Here is a 15,806-nt window from a genome sequence, read left to right as displayed (position 1 = left end):
CATGGCTTCCCGTCCTTCGGGAAGGAGGAGAATCGAAAAGTACAGACATCTATCGAACTGACGTTAAATACAGCCTTTATATTCTTTTGTTTTTCTGTCTAAATTAAATTTTCATTCAATTACATAGGTTCCTGTTAATAAGGAATTCTGTCCGACAGAATCTTTTCCGTGTACCAAGGATCGTTAATTTCCTTTAGCATAATTCCCATTTCACGATAAAGTTGCTCCACTACTTCCTTATTTTCTTCCAAAGGCAGGTTGTGCAACTGATAAGGATCATTCAAGTCATCAAACAGAAGGCTCTTCTTTAGTTGCTTCGTATTGCGGTCGATGTATAAAGCCAATGTATATTGTGCCGTCTTGATACCTCTCGAAGAAGGGAAATAAGTCTGCACCAATCCGTTTTCATCCTTTTCACCGTCCAGATTTTGGATATACAGTGCACCCGTCGGGCGGACAATTTCCGCCTTTTCATCGAAGAAAAGAGGAGCGAAGTTACGCCCTTGCACTTCTGCCGGAATAGAATCACCCAATCCGCACAAACCCAGCACAGTAGGCATAATATCCGGTGATGACAGCAGCAAGTCATCTACTCCCGGTTGAATCTTGCCCGGGAAACGCACGATAAACGGAATATTCATTGATTCGGAGTAAGGCGAGTTCTTCGGGTCTTCGGTACCTTGGCTGCACATCGTCTCGCCATGGTCGGAAGCGAAGATAACAACCGTATTCTTATCCAGTCCCAAGTCTTTCAGCGTTTCCAGAATCTGACCGAAAGCACGGTCAACTCCCGTTACGGAAGCAAAATAATAACGGGCAGATTCTGCCTTTTTCATCTTCAGGTCTACGTTCGGACGAATCAGCAAGCTATCCAAAGATTTATCCTTGTAAAGATTGAAATCCTGCTCTTCACAGTCGTCTAAAGAGCGATACGGACTATGAGGCGGGTTCATGCCTACCATAATAAAGAAAGGTTTCTTTGTATCGCGCACGTTACCCTCATTTTTCAAATACGAAACCACCTTGCCCGATTCATGCAAAGGCGACCATTCTTTCGGGTCGTGTCTCTTGCCGTCCGTATCCCAATAGTGAGGATTCTTATGCTCATCAAACGTACCGTAAGAATACCAGTAGTTAAATCCGTGACGACGTTCTTTCGGAGTATAGGCATCCCATGCCGGACGTTTGGATTCTACATATTGTCCTGGGTGTTCGGGGTCGTTCGGAGTTGGAAAATCGGCATGAAGTTTTCCGAAATAAGCACAGTCATAACCGGCTTTGCTAAACACATCGCCGATACATTCTGCATCCTCGCGCAACGAACTGATGGGACGCGTAGAATTACAGTTCAAAGGCACGCCGCTCCGGTTGGGATACATACCTGTCAATAACATTCCACGATGAGGGCTACTCAGCGGACAGTTGCTCTGTGCAGAAGACAACACCATGGATTCGCGGGCAAATGCATCCAGGTTGGGGGTATGAACAGGATCACCCTGAAAATTTACTTTATCCCGGAATCCGTCCTGACTCCAGAATCCCATTGCCTGGTTACGGTATTGGTCGGGAAATACATAGATAATATTCGGATGCTCAGCTTGTTCCGCAACTTGCTTCGGGGCTTTGCAACCCTGTGCTGCAAACAAAGTCAGCCCACCGACCAAAAGGTTTATAGGTTTATTCATGATAATGATAGTTAACGATAAACGGGTTATAATAAAGATAATAAACAAATGAACGGTGAACGATGGACAAGCTATATACAGAAGCCTATGTTCATCATTTACCGTTCACTGTACATATCAATGAGATTTATTTCTTTTCGAGATCTCTTTTGCGCATCAGCGCTTCCAGGAAGTAATAGTCGGCATAGTTCAGAGGGACATCAATTTCCTGACCGTGAGGAATACTGCCCACCGAGTGCATCAGGATAAAGTTGCCGTTAGTACCCACCTCTGCACGATAAGCGGGCGAACCCAGACTTACCATAATCTTATCAGCAGTCTCCTTGTATTGGTTGCTCGGCAGATAACCGTCCAATTCGTAGAGGGCAGAAGCTGTACAAGCCGCAGCGGAAGCGTCACGAGGTTCATTCGGAATGTTCGGTGCATCGTAGTCCCAATAAGGAACGAGGTCTTCCGGCAGATTCTTGTTGTTAAAGATAAAATTATATACCTTTTGAGCCTGGTCGAGATATTTCTTGTCTTTCGTATAGCGATAGCAAGTAGTATATCCGTAAAGAGCCCAAGCTTGTCCGCGAGCCCAAGCCGATTCATCAGCATATCCCTGTGCAGTTTGTCTCTTGCGCACTTCACCGGTTTCAGGATCGTAGTCTACTACATGATAACAACTGTTATCCGGACGGAAATGGTGTGCCATAGTTGTATCTGCATGTTTCACAGCAATATTATAGAAAGTAGAATCACCGGAAAGAGCTGTTGCTTCAAACAAAAGTTCAAGGTTCATCATATTATCAATAATCACCGGACATTTCCATCCACGTGTTCCCTGCCAGCCTTTATCAGCATCCCATGATTGGATAACACCGGCATTCGGACGGAAACGTGTAGAGAGCGATTTGGCTGCTTCGACAATCACATCCTTATATTCTTTCTTGTCAGCCAGACGGTATCCGTTCAGATAGCTGCAACCAATCATAAATCCTACGTCATGATGCCATTTCAGATACTTCACGGAATCAAGAGCTTCCGTATATTTTTCAGCCAGCGGCAACCATTTCTTATCTCCGGTCAGGTTATAAGTCAGCCACATGCTACCAGGGTAAAAACCAGAGCACCAATCTTCAATAGGTATATAAGATATACTGCCGTCTTCGTTGATGGTTCGCGGATTCAGAACCTTGCCGGATTTCTCGATAATATCCGTTTGAATCGTGTTCTGTGCCACTGCGTTGTCGATGTTGTCCTGAATAAAGTCTACTTCAACTTTTTTTTGTCCACCGCAACTCGTAAAGATCAAAAGGGAAAGTCCTAATGCGCTAAGAATTGTTTTCATAATACAGGGATTATTTGTTAAGTGATTAATTTTCTTGATTGCAAAAGTAGTGCATTTCAAGAGAATAGACCGACCTAAATAATCCAAATGAGGGACAATTTTGGTACATTTGCGGAAGAAAAATCGAAAAAGAATAAATATGATGACCCCACAAGAGTTTTTTAAGAATGACGTATTCGCCGAAAACGCAGGCATAGTCCTACTGGAAGTAAGAAAAGGGTACAGCAAAGCCAAGTTGGAAATAAAACCCGAACATCTGAACGCAGGAGCCCGTACACAAGGCGGAGCCATCTTTACATTGGCCGACCTTGCACTGGCTGCGGCTGCCAATTCACATGGCACACTTGCTTTCTCGCTTTCATCCACCATTACCTTCGTACGTGCCAGCGGACCGGGCGATACTCTTTATGCCGAAGCACGCGAACGTTATATCGGCCGGAGCACAGGTTGCTATCAAGTAGATATTACTAATCAGAATGGAGATTTGATTGCAACTTTCGAATCCAGCGTATTCAGAAAAGACCAGAAAGTTCCTTTTGAGGTAGAAGAATAAAGAGAAGTTAAAACAGATTGTGAAGCTATATGTTTAGATAAGGATTTCGCGGATTACCCGGTTTCAATTATATAAAAACCGTGTAATCCGCGAAGTCCGTACCTAATATTCTCTACTTATTTAACGATAGAAGTCATCGGATGCCGATTCCCCCGTACATCATTCAGGAACGCCTTAGCCGAACCAAAGTTCAGGAACAAATCCAGACGAACCGGAAGATGGTTCAAGTCATCCGTCACAAAGAAAGTAATAACTTCCTTTTCTTTCCCTTTCTTATCATATTCGACTAATGAAAAAATCAAGCAACGATAAGTAACTCCATTCTCGGCTTTTACGTTTTCCTTCCCGCGATAGATAAGCGTCTGCTCTTCCACCTTACGTCCCGTAGCCATCGGAAACTTGATTTTGTCTCCCACCTTATAATCTGCAGGGTCGTAAGAGCGTGCCTGCGCCAGAATGCTCAACATATCATATATACAACGGCTGTCACTTGCTTCCGATTCATTAAACGTTCCATCCCGGTACGTACGTTTCTGATTGACAAAGCAGAGCCCGTCCTTATACGAGAACCAAGCCTCATCCACTGTATAACGTTTTCCTTCCTCGGCACCCTTACGGAAATAGCGCGGCTCCAGCTTCTCGCCAATCACGCAAGTCAACGTATCACGCATCTTGAAAAAGAAATCCGCCCGTTTGCTGCCCAAAGCAAGCAGGTTCATCCGGAAAGCCGGTTCCGAATGGTAGGTAGTCGCATTGGTTGTCAGACTGGCAAGTCCGGCTTTCACCCAGACAAACTTCCAGTTGAAGTACAAATCGTACATCACGTGTTCGCCCGTCTGAAACGCATCGTTCTTCGCCTCACATTGGGCACTGGCGGGAAGGGCGAAAATTCCCATCAGCAATGCCACAGTTCCGATAATCAAGCTACGGCGGAAGCTAGCGGCGCCTGTTCTGATTGTTTCTATCTTTTTTCTTCTTGTCTTCATCTGGTTTTTGTTTTTTAAGCTCATCCGGTTTCTGTTTATCCACAGGGGTCGCATGAATATCCCATGGTTGTGTCACGTCCCACAACGCCTTATACTCTAATATTGTCGGATAATAGAAAACGGCTTCCGGTTGCAAACCTTTTGCAAAGTCTCCCGTATCCCATTCTCCATTTCCATTTGTGTCATTAATCAGCCTGGCTGCATATTTTCCCGGATTCAAGAAATAGAAATCGGCCATTCCATCTTTCACCATACGCTTACGGACTACCTTGTCTTGCGCATCAAGCAGTTCGACGAATGCCAAAGAATCAGCCCCCGTCACACTGAAATGAAGAGTGAAGTATTCATCTTCACTACGTACTTTAAATCCTTGCTTTATCTTATCGGTAAACAATCCGTATATACCATGGAAAGCCGTAGAATCTACCTCAAACTCGTATTCAAAAGTCGGTTCCCAATCATAATACAAGTTAAACTTCTTCTGATTCAGAGAGTCCTGTTCAAACTCAAACGGTATATCCTTCCAAAGCGTATCCACTTTCTGCCGCAGATGAATAGCGGTACTGTCAAAGCTGGCTATCGGTTCATCGAAATTCAGAGAAACATAACCATATACATCCATTGACGAAGGCGCGCTGACATTCACCGGCAGGAACTTCGTAGGTTCCGGCTCGTCCTCCTCATCTTTCTTTTTCTTCTTTTTCTTCTTCTCCTTTTCCGGCTCGTCTTTCTTGTATTTCTGCTTCGAAACCAAGTTCAAGGTATCCGTACGCGGTACCAACTGATTCAAGGTATCCGTATAAAGATAAGTCAGGCTCATGGAAAGCGTATCCTGTTTAAAGAGCAAGGAGTCTTTGACCCAATAATGAATCGTATCATTCCGCTGATTCTTTTCGATGATAAAAGCATCCTTTTCATCGAAGTTCAATCCTTTCAGCACAGGCAGAGTGTCTGCCTTACCTGCAAAATAGAAAGTAAACTTATGCGGCACAAGCCTTTCGGATTTGATAAGATATTGCGAATAATTCAGTTCTTTGAAAGCCCGGAGAATCACATCGTCGGGCAGATAATGCATATACTTCTTCTCAACAATCGTATCATAGGTCAATGAATCCACCCAGGCTGTATCCATACGTATACGTTCTTCCATACGAGGGATAATCAGCGAATCATGAAAAGCAATCACCTCACTTTTCTGATTAAAAGTAAAATTCTGGTCGGCATCCATCAATCCGTAAATACGGTACTTACCGGGAGCTATGCCGCGAATAGAGAATCGTCCACGACTGTCCGTGCGTGCCACGCGGTCGAAAGGCAACTTGTTGAAAGCCGAATCGCTCAGGTTGGAATGCAGTCCGACAAGAATGCCTTTGATAGGTTCCAAATTAGAGGCATCAAGTACTGTTCCCGACACTTCCATCGTATCAATCTGCGCACCGGTAGAAAAGGTTAATGCAAAGTTTCCCAACGGATTACCTTCATTATTATCAACAATGGCATCCGAAAAGTCAATGGTATAGGTAGTGTTCGGTTTCAAAGAATCAAGCAAGTTCACCTGTATTCGTTTTCCGGAAGCCTTGATTTCGGGTTGCTGTATCTGAGGTGGGGAAACAACTACTTTCTCCGTCGCTTTCTCCAACTTTATAAACTCGTCGAACATCAAAGAGACTTTCGTCCTTTCATTATTTAACGCACCGGCAGCAGGAGTACTGCCAATGAAACGGGGTGGAGTCTCATCATAAGGTCCCCCGTCCGGTCGCCCGATACTGGCGCAGGAGTATAACATAGCTACCAGCGTTACTACCGGAAGCGCCTTGCGGACTATTTGTTTTATCTTTTGATTCTCAAACTGTAACATGCTGCAAAAATAAGCGTTCTTATCCAATAAACACCACACTTTCTAGCTAATTTATTAAAAAACGAAAGAGTAGCTCAGGACAATAAACAATCTTCATGGGAGTTTTATTTCTTTTTCTTACTAATATAATTAGTTTTATCAGTTAAAGTAATTACCTTTGTTACCTGATGTCTCTTCGTATAACTATAGTTATGCGCAAGGATAACTATAGTCTACTTTGCGCATAACTATAGTCATCCGAAAGGAAGACTATAGTCAAACGAAATAAAAACAGCGGACGAAATACATCCGGACAGGCAAACGGATATATCCATGTAGCAATATAAAACAATAACGAATATGAGTATACATTACGACCTCTACGAAACACCTGATATCCAACAAACAGGTGAACAACAACCACTCCATCCCCGCGTGGTTTTCAAAGGAACTATCAATCAGGACGAATTTCTGGATCGTGTACACAAATTCACCGGAATAAGCCGCAGCTTATTGGCAGGTGCCATGCAGTCTTTCCAAAACGAACTGAGAGATTTGCTTGCCAACGGATGGATTGTAGAACTGGGAGACATCGGATACTTTTCTGCTTCCCTGCAAGGACCGCCCGTCATGAAAAAAGAGGAAGTACATGCACAATCCATCAAATTAAAGAATATCAATTTCCGACCAGGTACTCAATTTAAAAAGGAAGTGGGTTGGCAAATGAGACCGGAACGTGGAGAATCTTTCACCCGTCCTCATGGAAAAGGGCGCAGTGAAGAAGAATGCCTGACCATAATCAATGAGCATCTTAAGAGGTATCCCTGTTTGACTCGTGCCGATTATTGCCGGTTGACAGGGCATGACAAGCAGCGTGCACTTAACGAACTAAATGCCTTTATCAAGCAAGGGATACTGATTCGTTACGGAGCGGGCAAGCAGGTGGTATATGCAAAGAAAAGAGAAGAATGACTTCACATTGAATAATCAAATAGACTTTTAGCACCACAAAGAGTTAAAGAACATTAATCACTGTGGGGCAAGGAGCTATCACCAGTGTATTTAAAATAACTAATGAAAAATACACGGATGAAAGCAATATATGTAATCATACTTCTAAGCATCAGCCTCCTTCCTTTTGAGAAAGATAGTTGTACTATGGATTCTATAAAAGCATCTTTAGACCATATCAAATACACTCAAATACTATTACCTGTATGCATAATATTGCTTATCATTCTAATAATCGGAATAAAACTATACAGAAAATATTACCTTAACTTAAAACAAGAGTTGTATCAAAAAGACCAAGAAATAGCAGTTATCAAAAACAAACTATATAAAGAACAGGAAACACAAAAACTACTTATAGAGGAAAATGCAGAAATAATTTCATCATTACACAAGAAAATTATATTTCTGACAGAGCAAAAGAACATGCCTACCTGTACTTTTCTTCATACCAGCATACTGCCTGCAACGGAATATGATAAATTTATACATTATTTTCAGGTTTCCAACCCCTTCCTATTAAACTACTTGAGAGCACCAGAATTCAAACTGACCTCATATGAAATCATATTATGCCTATTAGCATATCTGGATACCCCTGCATCTCACACAGAATGTCTGCTGGATAAAAAGTATGATGCGCTAAAAAAAGCAAGACAAAGAATTAAAAATAAGATGCGGATCGGCAGCAAAGATAACATCGGCTCATTTTTGCGAGAGAATAAGCGTTAAATATCTTTAAACCAATGTTCCCCTCACCTTAATATTATCAGCTACACGAACAAAGGTATTGCCTGTCTGATAATAGCATATATCGGGCTTGTTACCAAAGTTACCAATGTCCCCTAGGTGTTTTTGTACTTCTTGGTTTTCTCGCATTCTGTTTTTAGATTTGTCAAATAACTACGTGGACTCGAAGGATTACGATATTATGGACTTGACGAGGAGCTGCTAAGTTTAAAAGTTTGGCGCGAAGGAGGACGATGTCTATCAGTCAAAGACTGGATAGTGGGACATATCTATCGCTCTGAGTTTCCTTATGAAGTGCCTTCTAAGGAGATAGTATACTGTCATCGAACTTTTTCTGCCTTATGAACTAAAAGGAAAGTATATTTGAAAATTAAAGAACTAAAGAAAAAAGAAGCGTTATGCAAAGCAAGCAACATGAAAAATCAAAATATATGGTGTTGACAGTAAGCCTACCCCATAGGAAATTCTAATAGTGGATCTACAGATATGCCATAGATTACTAACTTCGGAAGATAGCAGTTTTGCTGTCCTCCCTTATCACTTTTCTAAAACTGAAAAATATGCAAAAATACTATCCTATATTTATCTTACTAAGTTTATTAGTTTCCTGTAACCCCAAACGAGAAACTAAATATTATTTCAAAGAATATGATATGGAAGGATGGCTCATCCCTGTCCACATAGGAGAAGAAACGTACGATTTTGTATTTGACACAGGAAGTTCTAATTCACATATTGAGTCAAAACTCGCCAACAAGCTTAAACTGAAGATAATTGACTCGACATTGATCTTTGAAGGAAGAAACAAAAAGATTTCATATCATAGTCAGACCGAAAAACTAGAATTTAACATTGCAAATATTCCAATGAGCACTTCATTTTATTATACAACAGACAACCGTAACATTATCGGAATGGATATTATAAAGAAATATCACTGGATGTTCGATCGTGCCAACAAGACTTTCCGATTACAGGAAAAGCCGATTTCAATAGAAAAACGTCCTTCTGATATGATTTATGAGAAGCAATATCGCTTTAACGACATAGAAGTTCAAGTTCCTATTGTTGATTTATTAATTAATGATACCATATCAATTCCTTTATTGTTTGACAGTGGTTATGCTTATACACATATTTATAATGCCGATACAACAGACATCACAATGCCCCCTACCATAACGTTGGAATATTATGACCAAATTAATGATAATGGATTTATACGATACATATATGACATGTATGGCAACGACGCACTGACTTATTGGATACCATCTAATTTTACTCTTTGGTTAGACTCAATAGCTATTGATAACTTGCCTCCTTCCGACTTTTATATGCCGGTTGATGTAGATAGCATATATAAGAAAGTGAACAAAGGATATATCGGGTTACTAACCTGGCATTTCGCCCGTCAATTCCGCACTTTGTATATTAATCCTGAGAAACAAGAGCTTACGTTTATCGTATCTCCCCAAGACAGCAACCTCATTAATCATCCCACAAATGAAGAAGGTTTATACCTAAAACATTTGAGAAAACTAAGACACATGAAAAAATGAAAGCAATTTTATTAATCACACTCACAGCCTGTATGTTGATTGGTTGCAGCAACCAAACAACGTCATTAACCCCGCAAGAGAAAGCTTTTGTAGGAAAATATTATGCCATAAAAAGCGATACTATCGGAATAAAACAGATTTATGGTACAATAGAATCTTATACAGATTACAAGATCGACAGAAGTGCTCATTCTTCCGCTATGCTAAAACTGTTTTTTTCGACTGAAAGTATAGGAACCATCATACTGGAATACGAAATGACATACAACAGCGAGTGGAAAATAAGGAATGACACACTATTTGAAAGTCTTATTCCCGATTCATATAAGATGAATCTAAAAAAAATCAATCAACAGGGAATCCTTGCCGACAAGCTAAGCGAACAAATGGAGCCATTTGCCGAGATGTTCAGTGCCCAACTAAAAGAAGAACTCCTAAAACAGGATGCGGTAAAGATTGTAGAACTAACTCCCGAAAAAGTAATTATAGAACTTGATGGAGTGAATGAAACAATCAAGAAAGTAAAGTAACAACAAATCCACCCCACTATGTATAAACAGAGCCGATATAATAATTCTTCTTATCCAAACAATCCTATCAGTTGGCTCAAGAACAATATGAGATATTATCATGTAAATTTCAATATAGTAGAGTATCAGTATATGAAATTTCTTCAATACAAACTGAACTTTACGAGGCAATGAAAAGATATTATGCCTCCATGCAAGCCGTATGTAGACAACTTGAGTACCAGATCATATTTAAGAATTTAGTTAAGACACATTTCTTTTTTTCCTTGCCCATGAATTTCGAAACACATACCTTTGCATCGTGATCACAAAACAAAAGTAAAACAGATTAACTAACTATTTTAAAAAAAGAAAGATTATGGCATTAAAGTATGTTGTAAAGAAAAGAACTTTCGGTTTTGACAAGACAAAAGCTGAAAAGTATGTAGCACAGAATGTTATTACCAATACGGTAGATTTCAGAGATTTATGCAAGGAAGTATCCATGTTCGGTATGATTCCCGAGGGTGCGGTGAAGCACGTGATTGACGCACTGATTGATGCATTGAATACAAACCTGAACAAAGGAATGTCGGTGCAGTTAGGTGATTTCGGTTGTTTCCGTCCGGGAATGAACTGCAAGAGTCAGGATGCGGCAGAAGATGTGGATGCCGACACCATCCAACGGGTAAAAATTGTATTTACTCCGGGATATAAATTCAAGGAGATGCTGAATAAGGTCAGTATCTATAAGACGGAAGGCAACGGCAGCAATGCTTCTTCGGGAAACAATGGCGGAAATAATCCGGAAAATCCGGATGGCGGTGACAGTGGAGAAACGCCGGATCCCGATCCCGCAGCATAACCCCCGATATACTTAACGGTTAACTAGGGATTTATTGAACGTGAGATACTGTTTCTACTTTTAAACAGAACAGTATCTCACGTATTTTTTTATTTGTATAAGCATAGATGAATACCAACAACATGCTTAATTTATTAAAAACTAGCCTTAATTGAACGATAATTAGCCCTTCACTCTTTAAATTAATCCTTATCTTTGACTCCCGAAATTCAAACCTAATACAAAAAACCCATGAAGAAACAACTACTCTCTTGCTGCTTGGCTGCATTGGGACTGACAGCTATTCAAGCGCAAAGCTTCAACGAGTGGAAAGACCCGGAAGTGAATTCCGTAAACCGCTCTGCCATGCACACTAACTACTTTGCTTACGCATCGGCTGATGAAGCTAAAGCCGGTATCAAAGAAAACTCCACGAATTTCATGACTCTGAACGGTCTTTGGAAATTCAACTGGGTGAGGCACGCCGAAGCACGTCCGACCGACTTCTACCAGACTAATTTCAACGACAAAGGCTGGGACGACCTTCAAGTGCCCGGTGTATGGGAATTGAACGGCTATGGCGACCCTATCTATGTAAATGTAGGATATGCCTGGAGAAGCCAGTTCAAAAACAACCCGCCGTACGTCCCGACAGAGAACAACCATGTAGGCTCTTACCGAAAAGAAATCACCGTTCCTGCCGACTGGAAAGGGAAAGAGATTTTTGCCCATTTCGGTTCGGTCACTTCCAATATGTACCTTTGGGTGAACGGACGCTATGTAGGATATAGCGAAGACAGCAAACTGGAAGCTGAATTCAACCTGACCAACTATCTGAAACCGGGTAAGAATGTGATTGCTTTCCAGGTATTCCGCTGGTGCGACGGCAGTTACCTGGAAGACCAGGACTTCTTCCGCTATTCCGGCGTAGGACGCGACTGCTATCTTTACGCACGCGACAAGAAATATATTCAGGATATTCGTGTAACGCCCGATTTGGACAGCCAATATAAAGATGCCACGCTGAATATCGCTGTCGACCTGAAAGGAAGCGGCACAGTGGCTTTAGACCTGACAGATGCCCAAGGCAACAGTGTAGCTACCGCCGACCTGAAAGGTTCGGGCAAACTGAACACTACACTGAATATCTCCAACCCTGCCAAATGGACAGCCGAAACGCCCAATCTTTATACACTGACCGCTAGCCTGAAAAACGGCAATAGCACAGTAGAGGTAATTCCCGTGAAAGTTGGTTTCCGCAAGATTGAACTGAAAGGCGGACAGATACTCGTTAACGGCCAGCCGGTACTCTTCAAGGGAGCCGACCGCCACGAAATGGACCCGGACGGCGGTTATGTAGTTTCCCTAGAACGTATGTTGCAAGACATCAAAGTCATGAAAGAGCTTAATATCAACGCCGTACGTACCTGCCACTACCCGGACGACAACCGTTGGTATGACCTTTGCGACCAATACGGACTCTATGTTGTAGCCGAAGCTAACGTGGAATCCCACGGTATGGGATATGGTGACCAGACACTGGCAAAGAACCCCAGTTACGCCAAAGCCCATATGGAGCGCAACCAACGCAACGTACAACGCAGCTACAATCACCCGTCCATCATTTTCTGGTCACTGGGTAATGAAGCCGGCATGGGACCGAACTTTGAGAAATGCTACACCTGGATTAAGAACGAAGACAAAACACGTGCCGTACAATACGAGCAAGCACGTACCAGTGAATTTACAGACATCTATTGCCCGATGTACCTAGGTTACGAAGGCTGTATCAAATACTGCGAAGGTGATATTCAAAAACCGCTGATTCAATGTGAATACGCACACGCTATGGGTAACTCACAAGGCGGATTCAAAGAATACTGGGACATCATCCGCAAATATCCGAAATACCAAGGCGGATTTATCTGGGACTTTGTAGACCAGTCCTGCCACTGGAAAAACAAAGATGGAGTAGATATTTACGGCTACGGTGGCGACTTCAACAAATATGACGGTTCGGACAATAACTTCAACGACAACGGTTTAATCAGCCCTGACCGCGTACCTAATCCGCATGCTTACGAAGTAGCTTATTTCTACCAGGATATCTGGACTACTCCCGCCGACCTTGCCAAAGGTGAAATCAACATCTTCAACGAAAACTTCTTCCGCGACCTGTCTTCATATTATATGGAATGGCAATTACTGGCAAACGGGGAAGTGGTACAGACCGGCATCGTATCCGACCTGAAAGCAGCACCTCAGCAAACTGTAAAAGTGCAGCTTCCGATTGACACGAAGAACATCTGCCCCTGCAAGGAACTGCTGCTCAACGTCAACTATAAACTGAAAGCCGCAGAAACATTGTTGCCCGCAGGAACCACCGTCGCTTACGACCAGTTAAGCATCCGTGATTACAAAGCACCGGAACTCAAACTGGAAAATGTGCAGACTTCCAACCTGGCAGTCAGTGTGCCCAGCATCCTGGATAACGACCGTTACTACCTGATTGTCAAAGGCGAAAACTTCTCTATGGATTTCAACAGGCAAAACGGCTATCTCTGCCGCTACGACGTGAACGGCATGCAGATGATGGAAGACGGCAGCGAACTGACTCCCAACTTCTGGCGTGCGCCGACCGATAACGATTTCGGAGCAGGATTGCAACGCAAATATGCGGTTTGGAAGAACCCGGAACTGAAACTTACGTCTCTGAAACACGGCATCGAAAATGACCAGGCTGTGGTTCGTGCAGAATACGACATGAAATCGGTGGGCGGCAAGTTATTCCTCACTTATACTATCAATAATAAGGGAGCGGTAAAAGTTACTCAGAAAATGGTAGCCGACAAGAGCAAAAAGGTGTCTGAAATGTTCCGCTTCGGTATGCAGCTTCGTATGCCTCTTGCTTTCAACGAAGTGGAATATTACGGGCGCGGTCCGGTAGAAAACTATTCCGACCGTAACCACGGCGCCATGATAGGCAAATACCGCCAGACGGTAGAAGAACAATTCTATCCGTATATCCGTCCGCAGGAAACCGGAACGAAGACCGACATCCGCTGGTGGAGACTGCTGAATATCGGTGGCAACGGCTTAGAGTTCGTTTCTGAAGCTCCGTTCTCCGCATCTGCACTGAACTATACCATCGAATCATTGGACGATGGCGATGCAAAAGACCAACGCCACTCACCGGAAGTTGAAAAAGTAAACTTTACAAACTTCTGCATTGACAAGGTACAGACAGGTTTGGCATGCGTCAACAGTTGGGGAGCTATACCATTAGAAAAGTATCGTCTTCCTTACCAGGATTATGAATTCAGTTTCATCATGTCACCCGTATCACATAAACTGAAGTAATGAAGTAAAAAACATCGTTAAAAAACACGGTATCAGAGTACAAGAATAGCGAAATTACTGTACTTTTGCAGCCGGAAACTGATTTAACTGAATTAGTTTCCGGCTTTTATTCCTTAAATCCCCCCTTTTATACAAGAGAATGACATACGTGCAACAAACGCATAATTTTAAAAAACAGATAAATGAGAAGTATGAAAAGTAGAATTGTTTTATTTACATTTTGCTTAGCCCTTCTGTCCAGTTGCGGCAATAAGGGAAATGACACGGGAAAAGTCCCCGAGTATGCAGTACAGGAGTTACAAAAGTCAACTGCAAATCTAACGACAGCTTATCCGGCTACTATTAAAGGCAAACAAGACGTAGAAATCCGTCCGCAAGTATCGGGCTTCATCACCAAACTGTGTGTAGACGAAGGAGCAAGTGTCCGTAAGGGACAAGTCTTGTTCATCATTGACCCTACACAGTATGAAGCGGCAGTACGCACAGCCCAAGCAGCCGTTGCAACGGCAGAAGCGGCAGTACGCACCCAACAGATAACGGTGGACAACAAGCGTGAACTGAACAAGAAGAACATCATCAGTGATTATGACCTGTCGATGGCTGAAAATACATTGGCACAGTCTCAGGCACAGTTGGCGCAGGCAAAGGCACAGTTGACTACTGCCCGGCAGAACCTCTCATTCACACAGGTGAAGAGTCCTTCCGACGGTGTCATCAATAATATCCCTTATCGTTTGGGAGCATTGGTCAGCCCTTCTATCGCCACTCCGATGACTACCGTTTCCGAAATTGATGAAGTATATGTATATTTCTCAATGACAGAAAAAGAACTGTTGGCTATGACCAAGTCAGGAAGCACTATCAAAGAAGAAATCAGCAAAATACCGGCTATTAAATTACAGTTGATTGACGGTACCGAATACAGCATTGATGGTAAAGTGGACGCCATCACGGGAGTTATCGACCAAAGCACCGGTTCTGTAAGCATGCGCGCCATCTTCCCGAACAAGGAGCACATCTTGCGTAGCGGCGGTACGGCAAACGTACTGATTCCTTATACTATGGACAACGTTATCAGCATACCGCAATCTGCAACAGTAGAAATCCAAGATAAGAAGTTCGTTTATGTCCTCCAACCAGACAACACTGTGAAATATACGGAAATCAATATTTTCAACCTGGATAACGGAAAAGAATATCTCGTTACTTCCGGCTTGAACGCAGGAGACAAAATCGTAATCGAAGGCGTACAAAGCTTGAAAGACGGTCAGACTGTACAGCCTATCACACCGGCTCAGAAAGAAGCGAACTATCAACAGCACTTGAAAGACCAACGCGAAGGAAATTTAGCTACTGCTTTCAATTAATAACTTAGATAA

12 protein-coding genes are annotated in these 15,806 nt (G+C 42.5%); 8 read left to right on the top strand and 4 right to left on the bottom strand.

Features of this window, described 5'->3' with window-relative positions; genetic code table 11:
* Positions 1–134 precede the first annotated feature (134 nt).
* Together CLIN57ABFB40_RS14050 and CLIN57ABFB40_RS14045 are read right to left on the bottom strand one after the other, a co-directional pair.
* Entirely contained in the window at positions 135–1,685 is a 1,551-nt protein-coding gene (locus CLIN57ABFB40_RS14050; RefSeq protein ID WP_175630669.1) for a sulfatase, read from the bottom strand.
* Between the two features lie 127 nt (positions 1,686–1,812).
* Positions 1,813–3,015 carry a glycoside hydrolase family 88 protein gene (locus CLIN57ABFB40_RS14045; protein WP_175630668.1) on the bottom strand — a complete coding sequence of 401 codons (1,203 nt, stop codon included), beginning with the start codon at positions 3,013–3,015 and terminating at the stop codon, positions 1,813–1,815.
* 142 nt (positions 3,016–3,157) lie between these two features.
* Between CLIN57ABFB40_RS14045 and CLIN57ABFB40_RS14040 the strand changes: the two genes are divergently transcribed.
* Positions 3,158–3,568, top strand: a complete 411-nt coding sequence (locus CLIN57ABFB40_RS14040; protein WP_175631231.1) for a PaaI family thioesterase — start codon at positions 3,158–3,160, stop codon at positions 3,566–3,568.
* Positions 3,569–3,684: 116 nt separating this feature from the next.
* On the opposite strand, the gene CLIN57ABFB40_RS14035 is transcribed toward CLIN57ABFB40_RS14040, so the two are convergent.
* Positions 3,685–4,554 carry a DUF3108 domain-containing protein gene (locus CLIN57ABFB40_RS14035; protein ID WP_175630667.1) on the bottom strand — a complete coding sequence of 290 codons (870 nt, stop codon included), beginning with the start codon at positions 4,552–4,554 and terminating at the stop codon, positions 3,685–3,687.
* A complete protein-coding gene (locus CLIN57ABFB40_RS14030; protein WP_175630666.1) occupies positions 4,505–6,412 on the bottom strand; it encodes an Ig-like domain-containing protein in 1,908 nt (635 codons plus the stop codon). The genes CLIN57ABFB40_RS14035 and CLIN57ABFB40_RS14030 overlap by 50 nt, the downstream gene beginning before the upstream one ends.
* A gap of 339 nt (positions 6,413–6,751) precedes the next feature.
* On the opposite strand from CLIN57ABFB40_RS14030, the gene CLIN57ABFB40_RS14025 reads away from it, so the two are divergent.
* The 7 genes from CLIN57ABFB40_RS14025 (at position 6,752) to CLIN57ABFB40_RS13995 (ending at position 15,794) form a co-directional block, all read left to right on the top strand.
* The gene (locus CLIN57ABFB40_RS14025) at positions 6,752–7,363 is read left to right on the top strand and encodes a DNA-binding protein (protein ID WP_175630665.1); all 612 of its coding nucleotides are present in this window, start codon (positions 6,752–6,754) and stop codon (positions 7,361–7,363) included.
* A 117-nt stretch (positions 7,364–7,480) separates the two neighbouring features.
* Entirely contained in the window at positions 7,481–8,134 is a 654-nt protein-coding gene (locus CLIN57ABFB40_RS14020) for a hypothetical protein (RefSeq protein WP_175630664.1), read from the top strand.
* A gap of 578 nt (positions 8,135–8,712) precedes the next feature.
* On the top strand, positions 8,713–9,714 hold the full coding sequence (locus tag CLIN57ABFB40_RS14015) for an aspartyl protease family protein (RefSeq protein WP_175630663.1): 1,002 nt from the start codon (positions 8,713–8,715) through the stop codon (positions 9,712–9,714).
* The gene (locus CLIN57ABFB40_RS14010; protein WP_175630662.1) at positions 9,711–10,244 is read left to right on the top strand and encodes a hypothetical protein; all 534 of its coding nucleotides are present in this window, start codon (positions 9,711–9,713) and stop codon (positions 10,242–10,244) included. The genes CLIN57ABFB40_RS14015 and CLIN57ABFB40_RS14010 overlap by 4 nt, the downstream gene beginning before the upstream one ends.
* A 358-nt stretch (positions 10,245–10,602) precedes the next feature.
* Entirely contained in the window at positions 10,603–11,088 is a 486-nt protein-coding gene (locus tag CLIN57ABFB40_RS14005; RefSeq protein ID WP_175630661.1) for an HU family DNA-binding protein, read from the top strand.
* Positions 11,089–11,319: 231 nt separating this feature from the next.
* A complete protein-coding gene (locus tag CLIN57ABFB40_RS14000; protein ID WP_175630660.1) occupies positions 11,320–14,427 on the top strand; it encodes a glycoside hydrolase family 2 TIM barrel-domain containing protein in 3,108 nt (1,035 codons plus the stop codon).
* Positions 14,428–14,618: 191 nt separating this feature from the next.
* Positions 14,619–15,794: an efflux RND transporter periplasmic adaptor subunit gene (locus CLIN57ABFB40_RS13995; protein ID WP_175630659.1), complete on the top strand. Its 1,176-nt coding sequence runs from the start codon at positions 14,619–14,621 to the stop codon at positions 15,792–15,794.
* Positions 15,795–15,806 lie beyond the last annotated feature (12 nt).

It is taken from the genome of Bacteroides acidifaciens, assembly GCF_903181435.1.
In the GTDB taxonomy this organism is placed as follows: domain Bacteria; phylum Bacteroidota; class Bacteroidia; order Bacteroidales; family Bacteroidaceae; genus Bacteroides.
This window is presented reverse-complemented; position numbering and strand designations above follow the sequence as displayed.